The sequence below is a fragment of the Acidisoma sp. PAMC 29798 genome, from assembly GCF_030252425.1.
GTDB classification, from domain to species: domain Bacteria; phylum Pseudomonadota; class Alphaproteobacteria; order Acetobacterales; family Acetobacteraceae; genus Acidisoma; species Acidisoma cladoniae.
In genome coordinates, this window is sequence record NZ_CP126994.1 from 382,968 (window position 1) to 403,071 (window position 20,104).

General features: G+C 58.2%; 19 protein-coding genes and 1 pseudogene. 8 read left to right on the forward strand and 12 right to left on the reverse strand.

Going from position 1 to position 20,104, the window contains the following annotated elements; translation table 11 throughout:
- The first annotated feature begins 11 nt into the window (after positions 1 to 11).
- A complete protein-coding gene (locus QP803_RS01855) occupies positions 12 to 863 on the forward strand; it encodes an ABC transporter substrate-binding protein (RefSeq protein WP_284945980.1) in 852 nt (283 codons plus the stop codon).
- 172 nt (positions 864 to 1,035) lie between these two features.
- Here QP803_RS01855 and QP803_RS01860 read toward each other — a convergent pair whose 3' ends face one another.
- The 7 genes from QP803_RS01860 to QP803_RS01890 all read right to left on the reverse strand — a co-directional run bounded on the left by QP803_RS01860 (position 1,036) and on the right by QP803_RS01890 (position 8,600).
- Positions 1,036 to 2,025 (reverse strand): Gfo/Idh/MocA family oxidoreductase, encoded by a 990-nt coding sequence (locus QP803_RS01860; protein WP_284945981.1) that lies wholly within the window; start codon positions 2,023 to 2,025, stop codon positions 1,036 to 1,038.
- Positions 2,026 to 2,121: 96 nt separating this feature from the next.
- Positions 2,122 to 3,564 carry an aldehyde dehydrogenase family protein gene (locus QP803_RS01865; RefSeq protein ID WP_284945982.1) on the reverse strand — a complete coding sequence of 481 codons (1,443 nt, stop codon included), beginning with the start codon at positions 3,562 to 3,564 and terminating at the stop codon, positions 2,122 to 2,124.
- Between the two features lie 72 nt (positions 3,565 to 3,636).
- Positions 3,637 to 4,515 (reverse strand): sugar phosphate isomerase/epimerase family protein, encoded by an 879-nt coding sequence (locus tag QP803_RS01870; protein WP_284945983.1) that lies wholly within the window; start codon positions 4,513 to 4,515, stop codon positions 3,637 to 3,639.
- A 44-nt stretch (positions 4,516 to 4,559) separates the two neighbouring features.
- Complete coding sequence (locus tag QP803_RS01875) at positions 4,560 to 5,333, reverse strand: coniferyl-alcohol dehydrogenase (protein ID WP_284945984.1); 774 nt, start codon at positions 5,331 to 5,333, stop codon at positions 4,560 to 4,562.
- Positions 5,334 to 5,820: 487 nt separating this feature from the next.
- Positions 5,821 to 6,597 carry an IclR family transcriptional regulator gene (locus tag QP803_RS01880; protein ID WP_284945985.1) on the reverse strand — a complete coding sequence of 259 codons (777 nt, stop codon included), beginning with the start codon at positions 6,595 to 6,597 and terminating at the stop codon, positions 5,821 to 5,823.
- Positions 6,598 to 6,745: 148 nt separating this feature from the next.
- Positions 6,746 to 7,381 (reverse strand): nuclear transport factor 2 family protein, encoded by a 636-nt coding sequence (locus QP803_RS01885; protein WP_284945986.1) that lies wholly within the window; start codon positions 7,379 to 7,381, stop codon positions 6,746 to 6,748.
- A 619-nt stretch (positions 7,382 to 8,000) separates the two neighbouring features.
- The gene (locus QP803_RS01890) at positions 8,001 to 8,600 is read right to left on the reverse strand and encodes a TetR/AcrR family transcriptional regulator (protein WP_284945987.1); all 600 of its coding nucleotides are present in this window, start codon (positions 8,598 to 8,600) and stop codon (positions 8,001 to 8,003) included.
- Between the two features lie 121 nt (positions 8,601 to 8,721).
- Here QP803_RS01890 and QP803_RS01895 point away from each other — a divergent pair, with 121 nt between their 5' ends.
- The 3 genes from QP803_RS01895 to QP803_RS01905 all read left to right on the forward strand — a co-directional run bounded on the left by QP803_RS01895 (position 8,722) and on the right by QP803_RS01905 (position 11,286).
- Positions 8,722 to 9,144 (forward strand): tautomerase family protein, encoded by a 423-nt coding sequence (locus QP803_RS01895; protein WP_284945988.1) that lies wholly within the window; start codon positions 8,722 to 8,724, stop codon positions 9,142 to 9,144.
- Between the two features lie 86 nt (positions 9,145 to 9,230).
- Entirely contained in the window at positions 9,231 to 9,626 is a 396-nt protein-coding gene (locus QP803_RS01900; RefSeq protein ID WP_284945989.1) for a VOC family protein, read from the forward strand.
- Positions 9,627 to 10,779: 1,153 nt separating this feature from the next.
- Positions 10,780 to 11,286 carry a hypothetical protein gene (locus QP803_RS01905; protein WP_284945990.1) on the forward strand — a complete coding sequence of 169 codons (507 nt, stop codon included), beginning with the start codon at positions 10,780 to 10,782 and terminating at the stop codon, positions 11,284 to 11,286.
- Positions 11,287 to 11,331: 45 nt separating this feature from the next.
- On the opposite strand, the pseudogene QP803_RS01910 reads toward QP803_RS01905, so the two are convergent.
- The 4 genes and pseudogenes from QP803_RS01910 to QP803_RS01925 form a co-directional block, all read right to left on the reverse strand.
- A pseudogene (locus tag QP803_RS01910) lies at positions 11,332 to 11,557 on the reverse strand (IS5/IS1182 family transposase); the annotation flags it as partial.
- Positions 11,558 to 11,583: 26 nt separating this feature from the next.
- Positions 11,584 to 12,702 (reverse strand): tetratricopeptide repeat protein, encoded by a 1,119-nt coding sequence (locus QP803_RS01915; protein WP_284945991.1) that lies wholly within the window; start codon positions 12,700 to 12,702, stop codon positions 11,584 to 11,586.
- Positions 12,681 to 13,292: a hypothetical protein gene (locus tag QP803_RS01920; RefSeq protein ID WP_284945992.1), complete on the reverse strand. Its 612-nt coding sequence runs from the start codon at positions 13,290 to 13,292 to the stop codon at positions 12,681 to 12,683. Before QP803_RS01920 ends, QP803_RS01915 begins: the two co-directional genes overlap by 22 nt.
- Before the next feature lie 67 nt (positions 13,293 to 13,359).
- On the reverse strand, positions 13,360 to 14,484 hold the full coding sequence (locus tag QP803_RS01925) for a tetratricopeptide repeat protein (protein ID WP_284945993.1): 1,125 nt from the start codon (positions 14,482 to 14,484) through the stop codon (positions 13,360 to 13,362).
- A gap of 607 nt (positions 14,485 to 15,091) precedes the next feature.
- Between QP803_RS01925 and QP803_RS01930 the strand changes: the two genes are divergently transcribed.
- From QP803_RS01930 to QP803_RS01945, 4 genes are all read left to right on the forward strand, one after another.
- Positions 15,092 to 16,168: a toxic anion resistance protein gene (locus QP803_RS01930; protein WP_284945994.1), complete on the forward strand. Its 1,077-nt coding sequence runs from the start codon at positions 15,092 to 15,094 to the stop codon at positions 16,166 to 16,168.
- Positions 16,169 to 16,193: 25 nt separating this feature from the next.
- Positions 16,194 to 16,892, forward strand: coding sequence for a VWA domain-containing protein (locus QP803_RS01935; protein WP_284945995.1), 699 nt, complete (start codon positions 16,194 to 16,196; stop codon positions 16,890 to 16,892).
- Positions 16,893 to 16,970: 78 nt separating this feature from the next.
- Positions 16,971 to 17,570, forward strand: a complete 600-nt coding sequence (locus QP803_RS01940) for a TerD family protein (RefSeq protein WP_284945996.1) — start codon at positions 16,971 to 16,973, stop codon at positions 17,568 to 17,570.
- 122 nt (positions 17,571 to 17,692) lie between these two features.
- Positions 17,693 to 18,655, forward strand: a complete 963-nt coding sequence (locus tag QP803_RS01945; protein ID WP_284945997.1) for a hypothetical protein — start codon at positions 17,693 to 17,695, stop codon at positions 18,653 to 18,655.
- Positions 18,656 to 18,871: 216 nt separating this feature from the next.
- Here QP803_RS01945 and QP803_RS01950 read toward each other — a convergent pair whose 3' ends face one another.
- A complete protein-coding gene (locus QP803_RS01950) occupies positions 18,872 to 19,999 on the reverse strand; it encodes a sterol desaturase family protein (RefSeq protein WP_284945998.1) in 1,128 nt (375 codons plus the stop codon).
- Between the last annotated feature and the right edge of the window lie 105 nt (positions 20,000 to 20,104).

A 20,104-nucleotide genomic window follows, 5' to 3' on the forward strand; every position in this document is an offset into this window, starting at 1 on the left:
AGGATGTTTCCATGAAGCCGATCAAAGCCATGACCTTCGCCCTGGCGGGTGCGCTGTCGCTCTTCGCCGCATCACAGGCGAAGGCCGCTTGCGATCCCGCCGGCCTCGCCACGAAATACCCGACCCTTGTCGGCAAAACGATCATCATGGGCCTCGACCCTGAGACACCGCCCTATGCCACGCGCGACCCCAAGAACTTCAACAAATTCGTAGGCTCAGACATAGAACTCGCGAAAGCCGTCTTCGTCTGCGAGGGTCTGAAATACGAGTTCCGCCCCGGCGCGTGGTCGGGCCTGCTTCCGGCGGTGAATGCCGGGCAGATCAGCCTGATGTATTATCTGTATTACAGCCCCGAGCGCGCGAAGCAGGTCGATTTCATCAATTACATGAAGGCCGGCGATGGCGCGCTGGTTCAGGTTGGCAACCCCAAGAACATCCGGTCGGAAGCGGATCTCTGCGGCAAGACCGTGGTCGCCGGACTTGGAACGGTCGAAGAAGCTCAACTCCGCACCCTGTCACCCAAATGCGTCTCCGAGGGGAAGGGCGCCATCGACATCATGACGGCCAGCGACAGTGCCTCCGGCATGCGTTTGGTTGCCAACAAGCGCGCCGATGTCGATCTCGATGATCTCGTCTATGTCGACACCATGGTCGCGCAACAGCCGAAACTGCTGTTCCGTGCCTACAGCGTCATCGCCGACACCAAGATCGGCGTCGCGATCAAGAAGGGCAATGACCCGCTGAGAAACGCCATCTTCGACGGTCTGACCTCCGTCCAGGCAGCCGGGGGGCAGTTGGCGATCTTCAAGACTTATGGTCTGTCCACTGATCTCATCATCCCACCGACGGTGATGACAAAGTAGCGTCCGCCTTCCAAAGGCTGGGATTTTGGGAAGCGCCCGAAATCCCAGCTATCGCGCCAGCCTTGGTCCTCGTTCATCGCCCACCCGCAGTTCGCTCGGCCAAGCTTGCCACATCCCAGGAGCAGCGGGCAGGCTTGCAACAGAGCCGTATCGATGATGTCGCCGCAGATCCTTAACTCCCCGCGGCAAGTTGAGACGAAATGTCTGCCCCTCTTCCCTTGGCAACCCGGTTCACCATCTCGACCAAATCATGTGCGCGTAGCCCATCGGTTAGCGTACATTGTGGTGCGCTACCTTCCGCCAATATCTCTGCGAGATGATCGATCTCGGCTTGGTACGCGGGCCGGTATCGATCCCAAAAGTGGGCGTGTCGACGGGAAACGCGCGTATCATCAGCGGCGTCGAGGATCACCTCACTGACCCGTGGGTCGTTGCAGATCAGTCTACCCGCGGCACCGAAGATCTCGAGCCGCTGCTCGAAGCCATGTACGGCTTGGCGTGTCGCCGAAATCTGCGCAACGGGTCCTTCCGCCCAAGAAAGCTGAATGTGGGCCGTATCCACAGCGACCGCGTTGGGACCTACGCCGGGCATCTGATCTAGCTGAGCGTCTATGCGGTCAGGAAACCGGCCGACAAGCCAGAGGAGTTCGTCAAGGTCATGAACCACCATGTCCGAGACAATCCCTCCTTGATGCAAGGCTTGCGATGTGGTCGGCGGCATCGGGTCCCGACTGAGTTGCAGAATATGCTGCACCCGGCCAATCTCTTGCGACGCCACTCTGTGGTGCATCTCGCGCCGCGCCGGATCAAAGCGGCGATGAAACCCGAGAATGACCGGCAGATTCGCTGCCCTGACATGATCAATGATGTCCACGATGGCCTCGCGTCTGAACGCCACGGGCTTCTCACACAGCACAGGCAAGCCGAGGTCACAGGCTTTGTAAATGTAATCAGTATGCGTCGCCGTCGGCGATGCGATGACCAGCGCATCGGGATGCGTGGCCTCCGTCGCGCTGGCCAAGTCAGGAAAGCAGGGGACATCCCAACGGTCCGGCAGCTCGGCGCCGGCCGCCGGATCAACAAAAGCGACAAGTTTTAGCCGGGGAGCGCGGCTAACTGAGAGCGCGTGTACTGCCGCTATTCGGCCTGCTCCAATGATCACGACTCGATATCTACCCATCGTCTCCCTCGCAAGTGACCGCAACGTTCAACGCCATGGTGTCTTCCTCTCGCGCTTTGCGCCGAAAGGGTTCCTAACTCAGAACGGATAATGTGGACGCTCGGTATCGATCGTCATCCAGCGGCGGTAGGTGAATGCTTCCAGGCCGCCAGCACCGCCGAAGCGGCCGATGCCGCTCGCCTTGATGCCGCCAAACGGGACATGCGCCTCGTCCTGGATGGTTGGGCCATTGATGTGGCAGATTCCGCTGTTGATGCTGCGCGCGACCGCCATGGCACGGTTGATGTCCTTGCTGAAGACGGCCGCCGACAGCCCGTATTCGGTGTCGTTCGCGACCTGGACCGCCTCGTCGTCGGATCCGGTCCGGATCACCACGGCGACCGGCCCGAAGACCTCTTCGTGGTAGATCGCCATCCCTGGGGTCACTCGGTCGAGCACGACCGGTTCAAGGAAGACGCCCTCGGCCGTGCCTCCGGCGCGCCGAATGGCACCTTTGCCCACAGCATCCTCCATCAGGGTCTGCACCCTCTGAACCGCAGATGCGTTGATCATGCCGCCGAGTTGGCCGTTGCCGCCGCCCCGGGTCGCTGCAAGTCCCGAGGCTTTCTCAGCCAGGCGATCGACAAACTCATCGGCGATACGGGCATCGACGATGACGCGCCCGCTCGCCATACAAATCTGTCCCTGGTGCATGAAGGCGCTGAACGCTGTTGCCTGCACGGCATCGTCAAGGTTGGCGTCGTCGAGCACGACAAGCGGGGACTTGCCGCCCAGTTCCAGGACGCACGGCTTGAGCGCCTCACCTGCCAGCCGGCCAATCACCCGCCCGATCTTGCTTGAGCCGGTAAAGTTCACGTGCCGGATCGCCTCATGACGGATGAGCGTTTCCACAAGCGCCGGGGTAGCGGCGCGCGACCCGCTGACGAGGTTGACCACGCCACGCGGGAAGTCCCGGCACACGCGCTCAATGATCGTGTAGTGCGTGGCCGGGCAAGATTCCGAGCTCTTGAGGACGCAGGTATTGCCGCAGGCGAGCGCCATTGCGAACGAGCGCACGAAGAGGACGATCGGCGCATTCCACGGTGCGATGCCGAAGCAGACGCCCCAAGGCTCGCGCGTGGCGAACGAGAGCGAGCCGGAGCGGTCGGTCGGCATGGTTTCCCCGGTCAGTTGGGTTGTCATGGCAGCGGCTTCGCGCAGCATGTTCGCGCCGAGATCGCAGTTAAACGCTGCCCAGCTTCTGGCAGCGCCAGTCTCCAACACCATTGCGGAAACGATCTCTTCGCGTGCTTCCAGCAGACGATCTGCCGCCTGCCAGAGAAGTGCCCGCCGGTGTGTCGGGCGTGTCCTCGACCATGACGCGAAGGCTTTTGAAGCGGCCAACGCAGCACGCTCCGCATCCACCGGCGCCGCCTCCGCCGTAGCGCTGGCTAGCTTTCCAGTTGCCGGATCAAAACAATCAAAGGTGAGGCCGCTTGCAGCGGGCTGCGGCTCGCCGTCGATAATGAGATTTGCGATCATTGCTGTACCCTGATGGCGATGGATTTCAGTCCGTGGTGCTGGCTGGCCTTTGCGGCGGCTGCCGGGCGCCGATCAAATCCCGATGTCAGCGCGGGCCAGCGCGTCCCGCAGTGATCGTCGCGAAATAGAAGCGACCTCGGATGGCCGGAGATCCTTGTTGGCGGGCGAAAACACCTCGGGATTGACCTGCGCCAGACCGTCGATGCGCGCCAACACCCGCAAGACATCGGTGATCGGGAACTCGCCCTCTCCAGGCCAGAGCCGGTCAAAGCAGTTTTCCAGCAACGAGACGCCGGCGGGAAGCGCGAGCGGGCCGTCGTTGAGCTGGACAGTGTGGATGCGGTCGCCAGGGATCGCTTCCAGGTCGCTCAGCGTCGAGCCGCCCCGAACAAAATGCAGGATGTCAAACACCAAACCACCATTTAGACGGTCGGCTTGCCGCACGATATCCCAGGCGTCATTCAGCGTCCTGACACCCCACATCGGCAGGTTTTCGAGGTCGCAGATGACTCCGAATTCGCCTGCGAGATCGCAGGTTTTCGCGAAATCCTCAATGACCTGTTCAACCGGCAGGTGGCCAGTCGGGAAAGTCGCGTTCAGGCTCACATAGGAACAGCCGAGCGCCTGGCAGAGTTGGAAAAAGCGTAATGGCGTGATGTCCAGATTCGTGTTGTCGGACGATACCATTGCCGTCCAGGCGCTGAGCGGGTCCAAACGGACGATTGCTATGCCAGCGTCCGCCGCCATCGATCGTGCGTCGGCCAGTGTCAGACCTGACTCCAGGATGACAAGAGCATCGTGTGCTCGCAGGGACAGACCGTCGAAGCCCGCCAGACGCGTGGCCTCAACCATTTCAGGGAAGGAGAGATGCGTTAGATTTGCAAACGGCATCACCAGTGGACCGCGAAGTCCGTGACTGCGCACGCTTGGCGTGATCTGGTTTGAAGACATCGTCGTTTCCATTCGATTGAGGGCTGTCTTCGCCAGCCTGCTGGTCAGAGTTCTCGCAGGCCGCTGGGTTGGACGGCATAGTGGCTCGCCAGACCGCCATCGGCTTCTATGTTGGTGCCACGCAGCCAACTCGATCCGCCCTCCAGCAGGAAGGCAATGATCGGTGCGAGATCGGCCACCTGAGCCGATCGGTCCATCACCGCCATGTCCTGCTCGACCCTGTCGCCGAGGGTGGCGACGAAGTCCTGGAGGATGGGCGTTTCGACCGGACCGGGACTGACGCAGTTCATGCGGATACCCCGGCTGCGCCACGTCCAGCGGTTCAGCAGCGTCCATGCAATAATGTACTGCTTGGAGAAGAAATAGCTGTGCGGCGTGACGACCGCATGCCTTTGGCAGAACGACTCCGCTTCGTCGAAATCGACGCCATGGAACTCGTTGATCAGTTCCACGTTGTCGCGCCAAGCGTGACCGGCGAAGGAGGCCAGGTTCACGATGGAGCCCCCGTCTGCGAGCTTCGGAATCAATCCCAGTGTCAGAGTACGCAGGCCGATGGCATTGACCTTCAGCACGTCTGCGGGCGCCGCCGTCGGCGGCAGGCCGGCGATGTTGCATAGCCCGCGGATGCCAGCCGGCAGGTTGGCGACAAGTTCGCGGACCGGAGCGGCGTGACCGAGATCGCACGAGACGAAGTGGTCGCAGGTCCCGGTGGCCGGTTCCCGCCGGTCCACACCGATGACCACCATCCCGCGGTCGCGAAGCAAGCGGGCGACGCCAGCCCCGATGCCGGACGCAACGCCGGTGACGACGACGGTCATGCAAGCGCCCTCCCGCCGTTCACTGTGCGCGACGTCCAGGTCTGCTCCAGAACCAGAGCCACCACGAATGCAAACGATCGGGCATGCCTGATCGCCAAGCAGCCTCTGTCATCCAAATGCTTCGACACTTTCCCTCCCATCAGATTGGAATTCGGTCGATCGCAGCCAATGCTATTTGGACAGCGCCGCCTTTTGGCCGATGTCAGCCGTTATAAGTCCGCATACGTAAATCAGTTTCCCAGTGTGCACAATGGCCATTTGCTTGGTGTCGGCCTCGCGGAACTCGGCGTCGCTGGCGACCAAGGCATGGTGCGCGTGATCGTGGATCCGCATCCATGCTGACGTGCGATTTCCGTCGCCGCGTCGCGGACTAGCAATGCCTGAGAGGGCGACACAAAAGGCGCGGCTTGCACCTGTCGCCGAGCACTTGGAGTCTGGAGCCAGAAAGACTGTGCCGTTAGCGGCAGCCCAAGAAAGCGGGCGATCGTCAAGCCAGGGCGATCTGGCGACGGATAGCGTCCACGGCGCTGGTGAGCGCAGCTTCGAACAGCTTCGCGGCATCCGGATTGAAGCGTACAGCGGGGATTGCGAGGTTGACGGCGCCGACCGGGCGCATTGCTTCGTCGAGGATCGGCTTGGCGACGCCGATGATGCCGGGCGTCCACTCCTCATAGGAATACGCAAAGCCCTGCGCCACGATCTTCGCCAGGTTCTTGCGCAGCGCGCCCGCCGTTTTGATCGTTGACGGCGTTCTGGACTCAAACGAAATGCGTCGGATGTAGTCGTCCTGAATGTCCTTCGTCAGGTGGGCGAGAATGGCCTTCGCCCCCGACGTGGCGTAGAGCGGCGCCGCATCGCCGAGCTTGAGATGCGAGACGAGACGCTGCGGACCCATGACCGTGCAGGCGACCTCGACGATGTCGCCCCTGAGAAGGTTCAGGGCACTGGATTCAAGCGTCTTGGCAGTGAGCTCGGTCAGCACCGGTCCAGACACCGTCACGAGATCCCGTGCCAAGCCAGCCTGCTTCGCAAGACGCGTGAAGGCCGGTCCTAGCGCGTAGGTCTTGCCCTGGGGCTCGTACGCGAGCCACTTCCGTGACACGAGGTTCTTCAACAGCTGCGTCAGGCTGCTCTTCGGAATCTGCAGCGCTTCGGCGATCTCGGTATGCGACATATCCCTATCCCAGCTGCTCAGCAGCTCGAACACGAGGAGAACCCTGTCGGCGGACTTGACGGTCCCGGCGGCTGTGGCTTGGTCTGACATCAAGTTCACATAGATGAACTTGGTCCAGCATGCCAGATTACTCTTCTATGGATGGCCGCGCATCATGTTGGCTTGCTGTGTGCCACCAAGGCCGGTGCGAGCACGACCGGGCGGGATGCGCAACGAATGTGAACGGAGCGACCATGGACTAGATCGCTTGGCCGCGGAGCCAGGCGGCCCCTTTGACGTAAAGGGCGTCCACCTCGGGCCCGGTCAGGCCGGGCATATCCTTCTTCACTGGATAACCAATCCGCGTTTGCAAATAGGCAAGATGCCTGTAGCCAGGTGGAAATTGTTCTAGGAGGGCGAGCTCGAGCGGGGGCACAGCGCCTGGTGTCACCGGGTCCATCCGGTCCTTCTCGTAGATGGGTTGACGCAGAACGATTCCCCATCTGCCGTTCCTCTTTTCGAGGAAGTCGTAGAATCGGCCTGTGCAGAGCACGTCGCAGAGCACGCCCTCGACCTCGGCACGCTGCGAAATCGTCATCTTGGTCTGCGACACCGCGCGATCCCCAGCCAGATCAATGGAGATTCCGCCGAGGAAGTGCAGGATGCTGACACCCTTGGCCCAACCTTCCTTGCTCATGACGATGAACTCGTCGCCCGTACCCTGGGTCCAGGTGGCCATCATGCGTCCGTCTGGATGCCAAACTCCGCGGAACCGCTCCCAATCGCCAGCATCGCGCCAGATTACCCAGTTCTGCAGCAGCTCGCGGATAGCGACCCGATCCGCAGCCTCGTGGTCATTGACGAGAACCTGAGCAGGATCACTCACGTCATTCATGAAGGCTCCAACACAGATGTGAACTGGTTCATATAAGCGTAACGCCTGGTCAGGCGTCAAGGCATCACGGTGGGAATGGGTTCTCTTGCAAATGTCGGTGTTAGGTTCGTTTAACTATGCGAACCGGCCGATTTGACCAAAACTCCCCTTAACTGGGTCCTGCCTGGTTCTCGGTGCAGGTCGTTACGGTTTTGGGGCATTACGAGACCTCCCAATGCATGGCATTCCGGTCGTCATTCGCCTCCGGGTGGCCCGTCTGCGATGTCGCGAGGCCTACTTGCGACCAGAAGATATTTGCCGAGCAGCCGGCTGGCTTGGCTGAGCCCCTGCTTCGACATACGCGCCAGGTCATCGACATCCTGCAGGCGCTCGGGCATGCCGCAGGTGGCAAGCCCGCTGAACGCATCCTATCGCGGCTCGGTCTTCAGGCCAGCGATGATACCGTTCTGAACCATCTCAAACGTCGCGCCCCGCCAGATCACCGCGAGCTTGACCACCCATTCCATGACCGCCCTCCTATGTCGCAGAAAGAAGCGATCGTCCCTGACCCGGCGTCACTCTGACCAGGATTTTCCCGCTCCCGCACACGGAAGCTTGGTCTTGGTTGTGGTTGCCGCGATCAAGCCGCTTGGCCAGTCAAACATAGTGCTGCCTGTGCAACGCGCTGAGCGATCCGTTTAGACAGCACCGGGTCTGATACCGCGCGGGCGAGCGTAACCCCCCCGCAGAGCATCGCGAGCAGCACAATTGCCTGATCCTCTTGCGAGGGGGCGAGGGAGCATGGATCACCGTTCCCGTCCAAGCCCGCAGCAATCTCATCGACAAGGCGATACAACTCTGCCGTATAGGCGCCTCGCGTTTCATCGTCCGCGCGCATCACGTCAGGGGAGAGGCTCGGCAAGGCACAGCTGTCGCCGAGATCGCAGGTCCGCTTATAACCGAGATAGAAGCCGACAAATGTCGTCAGCCAGCTTTTCGGCTCGTTGGCTCTGAGCGCCGCAATGCCCTGCCGCAGCTCGTCTAGGCCAGACAACATTGCGGTGCGGAAGGCTTCCCTCTTGGATTTGAAGTGACCATAGAAAGCGCCATTGGTCACCCCAGCGGCCTTCGTAAAGGCGTCGATGCCAGCGCCTCCGTAACCCTCCTGACGGAAAACCCTTCCCGCTGCAGCGACGACCTTGGCCTTGGTCTCTTGTTTGTGCTCGGTGCTGTAGCGCATGCCCAACCTTATTAAAAGAGGGATCACTCTCTATGTCTTGTATAAAGAGTGACCGGTGTTTATAGATAGAGAGCGGTCGGTATATATCAGACATCCATTCTGTTCAAATGAGGAGAAGTCCATGCCCATTACGCTCACGGTGCCCGAAGGTCTCCTGTCGCCAGACGAGCAGGCTGAAGCCTTTGCAGGGCTGACGGACGCGCTCCTAGAGATCGCTGGCCTGACCGGAAACACTTTTATGAGGGCCAACATTGTTGGCTCTATCAACGTGCTGCCGAAGGAACATGTGCTTGCTGGCGGCAAGCCGGTTGCAGCGGCTTTTATCGAACTCAAGTTGCCTGAGATCGCACTTGCAACGCCCGATGAAAAAAGGGCTTTCATCGAGAAGGCAACGGATGTCGTCGAAAGGATTGGCGGCGGACGGCTGAAGCGCGAGCATATCTGGTCGAATATCGTCTACGCTCCCGAAGGAGCTTGGGGCATTGCGGGACGCAGTTACGGCAGCACCGATCTCGTTGAGGCCATTGCCGGCGCCACAGCCTAGCGCTCCTCGGGAAAGAGAACGTCTAAAAATCGCCGGGCGCACGGCAAGACTTTTGGCGCGGGCTCGGCCATGTTTTGAGGTTAAATATGCAGCTTGCCAACTATCTCTTCTTCACCACGCAATGCGAGGACGCGCTTGCGTTTTACACCGAATGCGGACTCGGCCGCATAACAACACTGATGCGTCATGGAGACCACGGCATCCCGATAGCCAGCGAGGCGATGAAGGGCAAAGTGATGCACGCCCGCTTCGAAGGACCAGAACTCCTATTCTTTGCATCGGACAATCACGACGCGGAACCCATGCGCGGTTCTTCGCATATTCTTATCATGGCCGATCGCCACAGTACTGATGGACTGTTCGTCAAGCTTGCCGCAGGCGGCAATGTGACGACGCCTCTCGCGATGCAACCCTGGGGTCGCTACTATGGCAAACTTACCGATCAGTTCGGCGTCCAGTGGATGCTGGACTTTCTTCCATAGCCGAGGTTTCATGGGTGGAAACCTGCTGGCGTTCCATTTGCGTCGCAGGCGAACGGAGTGAGATTGGAACGGCTGGCGCGATACGTCAGTCAGAGAAAACCTAAATGTGGACGTAACGCGACGACAAGGCGTCTATGACGGGCTTTCTGGGACCGGAGGGTGGACGTCGCGATGCGGGGGCCTCGGCTCCTTAGCGACGCGATCTCCGACAACGAGTTCTGCGGCGGACCGCACGACGACTCGTCGAAGCCACCTCGCTTCGACTTCGCCATCACCGCCGTATCGTGGTTCACGGCACTAATTCGATGGTCCTGTGCAAGGACGGTCGCGTGATCCTCGACGGCATCTACGTTAAGACGACCAGATAGACACTCCTGCGCTGGGAAACGAGCTTATGGTGACGCGATCCTTACTTGCCTGCTGCTACCACGACCTCAAGGTGTGTGGCGCCTATCTCTCGAACGCAGTAGCGCGTGGAGGTCGATTGAGAATTTCGTCGATGCTTTTGGCCGTGATTTGTGGGTTGCTCCAAACCGACCCAGCATTTGCGAGTGGTTTGCTGCCATCCGTACCGATCACGGCTGGCCCCTTCCCGAATTTCGTCGGGTGCCTGAACTATGTTGAGGCGACATATCGACGACAGGTGGCCATGGCCATGCCCAAACCCTTGAGGAGTCCACATGGGGGAACTCATCAAACGATTCTTTCGACGAAAGGGGTTGTTCGAGACGTGGGCGAACGGGCCACCTACAATTCCGAAATCGGACATGTAAACCGGGCTGTCGACATCAACTTTCGTCTGATAGTCACAAGCTATGACTGGGAGCGTTATACTCTCAGTTGCCAGGGTGCAGTCTTCACCGGCTCGCAACAAAACGGCTACGCCTCCCAAGGTACTGAGCCAATTCCTCCGGGCAAACCTTTGGTGGTTCCGTCGCAATGATCCCTTACCCCTCCGTGCCAATGAAGATGAGACATCGACGCTCCGGAAGTTCACCCCTGAGGGCGCAGGTAAAACATCGACCCGGCGGCAAGATCACTATCATCTTCGCGCCAGATGTCGTGACCACCACCGATGCAAGGTCAGTGCCTCGTGCGGGGAGGGGGTCGATATGGCTTCACTATACCAGATGGAATGCGCCGTGAGAGTCTATTGGCTTACAGTCTTCGCTATGACAGCGGCAACGCTTCCATCCTGATCCAGACGGCCTTGCGGCAGCGGCGCTTCGCCGCGCAATTCACAGGCGGCACTTTCGCAGGCTTCGCCACGTCCTGCGATTTTTTCCCAGACAACAGTTCCGACAACAGTGGTGAATATCAATGTTTCGCCACACATCACTTTCAGAACAATAGTCGCATTTGCAGTCAGGGGCTGGATTGGGCGACGTACCGGACCTATTCCTCCGGCAGCGTTGCGGATGTCACCGAGGGGAAGCCGAAGCTCGTCGCGACCTGCGCAGATGATGACTGCGGAGACGACGACACCGGCGCCGGCGCCCGTTGGAACCTCCATCCTGAAACGGCAAACGGCAAAGCCTTCCCGCATTCACTACCCCAGTTGGATGCCGAGGCGATGGATTCGATGACCGACGATCAGCCGTCCTGGCTGAAGACCTGCCTTACAGATCAGAACTTTCCGCAATCAGGGCCGCCAAAGTGATGTGGATGAGCCGAGCTGGAACTCGACCCGCGGCAACGGCACGCTGCGACATCTTCCGAGCCTCGCAAACGTCGCTCAATAACCCATCGTCTTGGGAGAACTTCGAAACCTTGGGATGCGCCGGCTCGTTTGATGATTTGCACCATCAACATCCAAAAGCCCGCTGGGTGTGACGCCGCTTGTTACGACCATCGCCACCATCAGCGAAGATAGGCCGCAGCCAGGGATGGAGCCTGCGAATGGAAGCCAGTAACGTCACAGCGGCCTGCCGCCCAGCCTTCGCATGCGACGCCCTCCCTACTGCACTCCATCGATGGCCTTCTGAATATTGTCGCGGCGCGGGGCATCTGCGGGCGCCAAGACAAGTGATTCCCGAAAATCTGCTAATGCCGCGGCCTTGTTGGACTCATTTTGGTATATTTCACCCCGTACAAAATACGAAATATACGTGCGGTCGCCGAGCTGAATGGCCTTGTTGAGATCCGCAAGGGCAAGAGCGTATTTGCCAGTATGAAGATAGGCGACTCCTCGGTTTGTATAGGCGAAGGCGTAGTCTGGATTGATGGCAATATCCTGGGTCGAGATGACAACTGCTTTATCATACTGCATGGTGACGTTGTAAGCATCCCCTAGGTCGCCCAAAGCTCTTGCATTATGTGGATCCAGCTGAAGCGCCTTGGTAAGATCGTCCATCCCTGTCTGATAGTGTCCGATGTTCATGGAGTCACTGGCACGCTCGATGTAGATGACGACAAAACTCTGCCTGAGGACCGCAGCTAGGCTCGGTTTTAGAGAGATGGCCTTGTTGAAATCGGCCAAGGCCAGATCGTATTTCTTCTCATCCATATAACCGTGGCCGCGACCGGCATAGGCCTCGGCATACGTCGGTAGAATCTCAATTGCTTTCGTCATATAGGCGATCCGGGCATCATGGTCGCCGTTCCGGTCGGCCAGCGTACCAAGCAGGAGATATGAATCGGGATGAGAGTTGGGATTTAGTCTGATTGTTTTCTTCGCATCCGCAACCGCCGTGTCATACTGGCCGATGCTGAACTCGACGTCGGATCGGCCTCGGTAGGCGTCATCAGAGTTAGGATCGAAGGTCAGGGCTTTATTGAAGTATTCCGCAGCTTGGTCGTAGTGCTGGTCGTCTAAAGAAGAAAATCCCATAGAAGCGTAGGCGGCAGCACGATTCTGTGGCGATTGAGATCGATCCTGAATGATTGCCTGACAGCCTAAAATGGCAATGTCGACATCGGGATTGTTCTCGCACTGGTTTAAAGAGTCGGCCGGCTTTGGCTCTGTCAGCGGCGTTTGTGCTGCCGCACAACCAGCGCCGACAACAGCGAAAGAAATTAAGCAGAAAAGACCTATCCATCGCTTTGAATATAACGTCACGGGACGCTCGCCGCCCATTCTTTAAGAATGCTCTGATTGAGCGTTATACTGAAACCAATGAGTGCGTTGGAAACGTCGCTACCGACGCTGTTGATCCAGGCGCCAGCGATCGTTGCGGAGTCCTTGGACTCTCCCGCATGGTCGTAGAATGATTTTGTGTATAGAAGGCAAAAGCCGGTCTGATTCGCCAGAACAAAACGTGAGAAATTGATGTCGGTCGAGGAAGGCGCGCCTTGTCCGGCGACGAGGAAGCATTCGCCACGAAAGTCGGCGCTGGGTGGAGCGTCTTTGTCGGTAAATACAACGCTTCCTGGTTTCTTGAAGCTTGCGGCGACAAGATCCTTCTTGGCATGAAGCTGATCGTAGCTGGACACGTCCTTGTACGATATGACCGAGAAACTTTCCGTCCCTGCGTCAGAATCTGGCTGATTCGGTAACAAGAATACAAAAGCTGTATCGCCCGCTTCGACAGTCCGCAGGACGTAACTCTTGTTCATGAAGGTCAATGTTGGGATGGTATTCGCCCCACACTCCCGCATAGTGACAACAAGCGCCGCGCCCAGACTGATGCCGCCCGCAATCATGAAGTTTCTACGTTTCAAATCCATACTAGCCTCCTCCTTCGCGGCGGCCCAAGGGAGGCCGCTCGCAGATCAGCCTTAGCGGGGCTAAGGATCATTCACCTTGTTGCTGCTGCTGCTCGTCCTGTTCCTGTTCCTGCTGCTGTTGCTCTTGTTGCTGTTGGTATTGCTCCTCCTGTTGTTGCTGCTGCGCGGCGGCAGCCGCATTCTGCTGGTCCCACCATTCCTGTTGCTGCCTCTGCTGCTGTTCCTGCTGTTGCTGGTACTGTTCCTGCTGTATCTGCTGTTGCTGCGCATCGCTATCATCCTGTTGGTTCTGATCGGACGACGGTGCAGGATTGTTTGGGTAATAAGCGGGTTGGGAAGGAGCTTGGCTTGGACCGGCAAGGGTTTTCAAGTTGCTTTGTGCAGCGACATTCCCCTGCGCGGCCGCTTTCTCGTACCAAGCAATGGCTGTAGGTAGGCTTTGCGCGACACCTTGACCATGCTCGTACAATAGCCCGAGATTATTTTGCGCATTGGCATCACCTTGATTGGCAGCCTGAGTGAGCAAAGCTGCGGCCTGCGCATAATCCTGCTTCACGCCCTGTCCGTTCTCGTACATTATCGCAAGGTTGGTTTGTGCCATCGGGTCGCCGTTGGCGGCGGACTTCTCATACAAGGCAACGGCTTTCATGTTGTTCCGCGCTACGCCCTGTCCGTTATTATACATAAAGGCGAGGTTGTAGCCGGCGTCCAGGTTGCCTTGATCTACGGCTTTCTGCCACCAGTATGCAGCTTTCCCGTAGTCTCTCGCCTCACCTTCGCCCTTGTAATAGGCGTAACCCAGAGAGTACAGCCCCTTCGAATCTCCGGCATCCGCGGCTTTCTTATACCAAACAACTGATGTCGCTAAATCCTTCGTGACGCCCGTTCCGTAATAATAATCATCCCCCACGTCTCTTTCAGACTTCACATTCCCCTGTTGCGCGGCTTTGACAAACCAGGCGTGAGCATCGGTGTAATCCTTAGCTGAGAAATAATACCGCCCGAGTTGGTGTTCTGCCTCCGGGTCTCCGGATTGGGCCGCGACCTGTAAGGCGGCGAGGTCTTTTGCGGACAGGGTCGGCGTGTTCGTTTTTGCGCTGGACGATCCTGTCTGCGGTGGCAATTGGCATCCCGTGATCGTTATGAGAGCACAACCGCAGGCGGCTGCCGCAAAGCGAAGGCGGATAGTCATAGTGATCTCCTGCCGTTGGCGTCGGTATAGACTGCAAAGGAAATACAATCGGATCGTTCCTATAAAATGGTGGCCGCGTAGAAACGTCAACCGCTCCGGAGCAAGGTTTGTTAAGCCGCGACAGAACTAATCGGCAATCAAAGTCATTCACCGCGTGAGGCTTCCGAGACAATATTTGTAGTTCATGGCTCCCCCGTAGTAGATGATCGCTTATCCTCTGGAACACCCGTTTGATTGATAGAGATCACGCCCAATGACAAGGGCACCGATCGCCGACAGCCTGGGCAGCCATAAGAGCAAGGCCGCTCGTCAGGCAATCTGCAACACCGGTGAGCGCCTGTGTTTCTGCCAGTAATCGCCCACCTGAACCCGAGCGAGCAGGCTTTCGGCAAACCCAACACTGCGCTGAAAGCCGCCGCGAGAAGCGTAGAGACCGTTTTTTGACACCATGTCCTCACTGCCCAAAACTACACGCCAGTGCCGCTCTAGTAGAGCACCTAGGAATTAGAACGTCGTGAAGATACGCTGTAGAAATTGACATGACTTCGGAGCCGCATCTAAAATAAGATGCATGGCTCGAAGAAGCCTACTAAATGCGGAGGCCTATGTGACGAACGATGAAACTTTTCGAGTCGCGGCGCTGTTTAGCGACGACTCTCAGGCGTTGCCAAAGGCTGCGTCAACATCCGCCCCCTCGTCCCTCCCTGACGCATCCCCTTCGGCTGCGGATAGTGGACCGATCCCCAGCGATGACGATATCAGCAAGCTGGCCCATAGCGGCAGCACGGTAAACGCTTCTATCACAGATCGGCTTCTGGCTCAGTATTCGACATCCGACCTCGGCGACATGAGCGTCAAGATGACGCAGTTGGTTTCGGTATCCAAGGGCTTCGACCCCAAGGCGGCTAAGCACGGCCTCTTTCAAAAGGCGTTGGGCGCCTTCCGGGGCGAGCGCGAGCAACTGCTAGCCCATCTCCAGACCGTGAAGCAGCAGGTTGACGGCATCGTCGCCGAACTCGACCAAAAGGTTATCCTTCACGAGCAGCGCATCAAAGACATTGCCGCTATGCAACAGGAAAACCTCGCATACCATGCGACCAGGAAGGCATCTGTCGTCCAGTTCAATCAGTGGCTGGCTTCGGTGACCGCCGCCCTGGCGCTGCCTGTAGATCCAAATGATGGTATGGCAGCAGCCCATGTCTCCGCCCTTCAGCACCTAAACCAGCGCCTCCAGGTGGCCATCGCAGACGCCCAGAACGCGATGCTCCTCGCGAAGCAAAATGCCATAAAGCTCCAGATGACCAGCGACAATTCACGGGCTATCCTCGACCAGTTTGAACGCGTCAAGGTCAACGTTATCCCGGCCTTGAAGTCGCTTCTCGAGCAGCAACTACTAGCCATGGAGCAGAAGAAATCCATCGATGTCGACAATATGCTCAGCAGTACTCTGGATGCCGCCTTGCGGTCGAACGCTCAGCTGACGGCCGACAACACGGTGGCTATCGCCACGATGCAGCAGAGGTCGACAGTGAGCGTCGATACCATTGCAGAATGTCAGACGATCCTCAATGAGACGGCTGGAAAGGTTCGCGACATTGAGGAAGCCGGCCGCCTGCACCGCATCGAGGATGCAGCCAAGCGGCAGACCATCGAGCAGGACATGCTCACGTTAGTGGCTCGCTAAAAAAACGGTCTAAGGAAATTATCCAGTGGCGATTGACCTTCACAAGAAGGCCGAGAAAGTCGGCATTAATCTCAAGAAGAAGGGTATTAGCAATCCTCCTATTTTGCGTGTCGGTGCAGCCTGGGACATCTCGGGTTCAGCGAGAGGCATGTACTACGACGGTGAGATGCAGGAGGCCCTGAATCACGTCCTCGGCCTCGCCATGGCGTTCGATCCGACGCAGAAACTCGACAACTTCGTTTTCGACGATCAGCACGCACAGCTGCCCGCTCCGGCGACACCCGGCAACTTCACGACTTACATCGAAGATCAAGTTCTGAACGAAAAGGAAATTCGGAAGTGGGGAGGTACCTGCTACGCGGGCGTCGTCCATGAGATGCAAAACCACTATTTCGGCAAGCACCACGGCTTGTTGAGCCTTTTTCACAAGAAGAAGAAGGCCGACCATCTTCCGGCCCTATGCTTTCTCTTCACGGATGGAGAAAATTCCGACCATGGGGAGGCACGCGAGGCGTTTGAGCGGGCCACCGACTATCCGGTCTTCTTCTGTCTGGTCGGCATTGGCGCGGGACACTCGTTCCGGTTCCTGCGCCAGATGGAGAGCGGCGAATCGGACTGCGAGTTCGTCAATCTGAACAATCTCCGGGTCAGCGACGACGAGCTCTACGAAAAGATCGTCAGCCCGAAGCTCGTTAACTGGCTGAAGCTGCATCCAGAGCGATAGCCAGGCCCCATTGGCGACGAGGCGGCTCGACTAACGCGCATCTTCCCACGAACTGTTTAGATCTTTTGGAGCACTGCATTGATTAATTTGAAAAAGAACGAGGGCATCAATCTCTCGAAACAGGCAGGACACGTCACCAACTGGAAGATTGAATTGGATTGGGATGTCAATACGGCAGCGCGCAGCCGGAGCGACCAATTCGAGCTCAATGTCGGCGGGTTCCTGCTAAATCACGTTGGGGGCAAACCCATATGTGCGCGCGACGAGAACTTCATCTTCTACGGCAACCGAGCAGACCCGACCGGGTCCGTGATGCACAACCCTGACAACTACAAGGGTGGAACCGATATCATGTTCCTGAACCTCGACAAGCTCAGCACCAAGAATGATGGTATCGATGAGCTGTCGGTCATCGCAGAAATTTACGAAGCCGCTGATCGCCGACAGGATTTCGGACATGTCAACCATGCCCGCGTGACGATCTCCGACGGCGACACCGGCGAGTCCATCGCCGACTTCAAGCTAACCGAGGACGACGGCAACAGCACCGCAGTGCAAATGGGCTCCTTTGTCCGTAAAGGCAATGACTGGCACTTCGAAACGGTCGGAAAGGGTTATAGCAAGGGCTGGGCGTCGTTCGTTGTCGCCTACGGCCTCGAGGTCGGTTCCGACGAGTAGAGGACGCGCTGGGGCAGGGACAGTCCCCCCTGGCGTCGGCGAGCCTTTGCAGGATTTCGAATGCCCTCACACTCGTCGTGTGAGGGCATTCTTCGTCTCGAGGAAAGGGTGTAGGGATAAGCATGGTTCCGGCTAGTCCGCTTTTTGGCGATGATGACGAGCCGAGCCAGGCAAAGCGTCTGGCGTCCACAGTCATGCCTCTGGACCTCCATGACGACGCGCCGGCTGAACAGCCCCGTTTTTCAGAGGCTGCCCCACAGGTCGATACAGCCGTCGCTGCCCTGGATCTTCCTGACGCACCAGCGGCGCCAAAGGTCCTTTCGAGTCACGCGAGCATCCTTGACCTTCCTGATCTGCCTGAGGCGCGACTCAACCGTGAGGGGCCTCCAGCGTCGACAAGCCAGATCACGGCTCCAAGCGAGATCTTCGTGGTGGAGGAGCATCCGAGCATTGCTCCGGCCATGAAGCGCGGGCAGGAGAAGTTCCCAGAAATCATGAAGATGTCGGGCTTCCTCATTCGAAACTCCCTCAATGACCTAGTGCCGCTATCGTTTGATTCGTTGTCGTCCCATGGGAGCAATACGCTGACGCGGGCGGCTGGCCTCGTGGATAGGATTGCCGCCGCGACGCGTGCTGTTGCTGAGGTCAGAGCCTCCGAGCAGATCCAGGACATTGTAGCCCGAGCCGATTCCACGAAACATACGGTGACGCTTCTGGGTTTCATTGAAAAGTCGATGAAGCCCTTCGACCCGGTAGCGGCGAACGTCCATCTGACAGCCATAAAGGAGGCTTTGCGGATCAAGCTCCGAGTTGTGGACGAACTGCGGCAGGAGATGATCCGCATCAAAGACTCGTTGGTCGTCGAGGTTGCCACGATGGCCATCCTCTCCGATATGACGGATCACGCAGATATCGGAGCTCTTGTCGTGCGGAAGGCCAGCCTCTTCAACGTGTCTCTTCAGGAAGTCCAGATGGCTCTCACGCAGGTGACAATGGTAGAGAAGAGCGCCCAGGACTGGGTGATGCGCTGCGACGAGGTGAAGACGGTCACACTCCCAGCCCTAGGCTTCAGGGCGAGCCTCTAAAACGAAGCAATCTTTATTTATGGGCCAACGAACGCCCCCTCCCAGCCCGCACCCCCGCGCGCCATCATCATCGACGCGCTTGGAAACTATTCACGTCTCGAAAATCAAGAGATGCGTCGTTACGCAAAGTACTCTCGAGACCGTCCGGCTAGGAGATGCCTCTCCCTAGATATCTTTCGTATCCATTTCAACGATCCACCACGGCCATCCGAATCGCTAAACGGCGGGTGGCACCGGCGTCTTTCGCTGGAATGGATAGAGGAATTGCCGCCACATCCCTTTCGGCAATGGATCACCGGCCACGCCGTAATGCTCCGGCCAGCGGTCGCTCGGCATGTGGTACGTGCCAAACATACGATCGATTATCGGCAGATGAGCGGCATAATTGATGTCGATCGCGTCCTTGTCGCTACCATGGTGCCAATGATGGAACAGCGGCGTAGCCACTAGGTATTTGAAAGGCCCGAACTCAAGGCCGAAGTTTGAGTGGACCAATCCGGCCTGAAACCCTGCCCAGACGATGTAGCAGAGCAGGGGTGTATCGCTGGCGCCAAGTATAAAGGCTGGAAGCATGACAGCCGTCCGCGTGACCAATGGCTCTAGAAAATGCAGCCGCGACCCGGCCATCCAGTCCATTCGTTCTACGCTGTGATGTATTGCATGGAACCGCCATAACACCGGCACTTCGTGCATGGCCCGATGCGTGGCGTATTCCATAAGGTCGGCCGTCACGAGAACCGCTATGAACTGCACGATTCCCGGCAGTGATCTGAACCAGACTTGCAAATCCGCATTGATTGTCCACGAAAACAGCGACGGCACCATGCGAACGCTGATAAAGAGGAAGATACCGATGGCCAGGTGGTTGAAGATAAAGTAACGGCCGTCATGCCAGAAGTCTCGACGTAGAATGGGCTGATATCGCTTGTGCGGTACGATCTTTTCGAGCGCAATGAACGTCGTGGCCGAGGCCAGCAAGTCCAGAATGAACCAGTCGAGGCCGATGTAACCAGGAACGTCATATCGCGGCCCGACCTGTACCGAGCTGCCACCGAGGTACATTGCCACTGACGTGAGCACGATTCCCAGTGCCCCAAGCCTTTTCTGTCGGTTCAATATGAAGGTCAGGCCCCCGAATGCTGCCGAGAACACCATTCCGGCCGCCAAGAGTTTTCGCATCAATGGCAAGTCGTAGCCTGCCCGCAGCGCGGGTGTCGTCAGATAGTCGGGAAACAGGAAGCAGATTACGGAGAGCAAGCTCAACGCTCCCAGGGCGATCGAGAGATAGCCGCTGATGCGACCATCGCCCATCCGCAAGGGGCGATCCTTCTCATCAAGTCTCAACGAAAATCCTCCTCAGTCGGCATCACATGGCGCGAGCGGCGATACGTGACCAGACGCGCGACATTCAACGATATCGCCTCATCTGGCCGGAAGGAAGACTTGAAG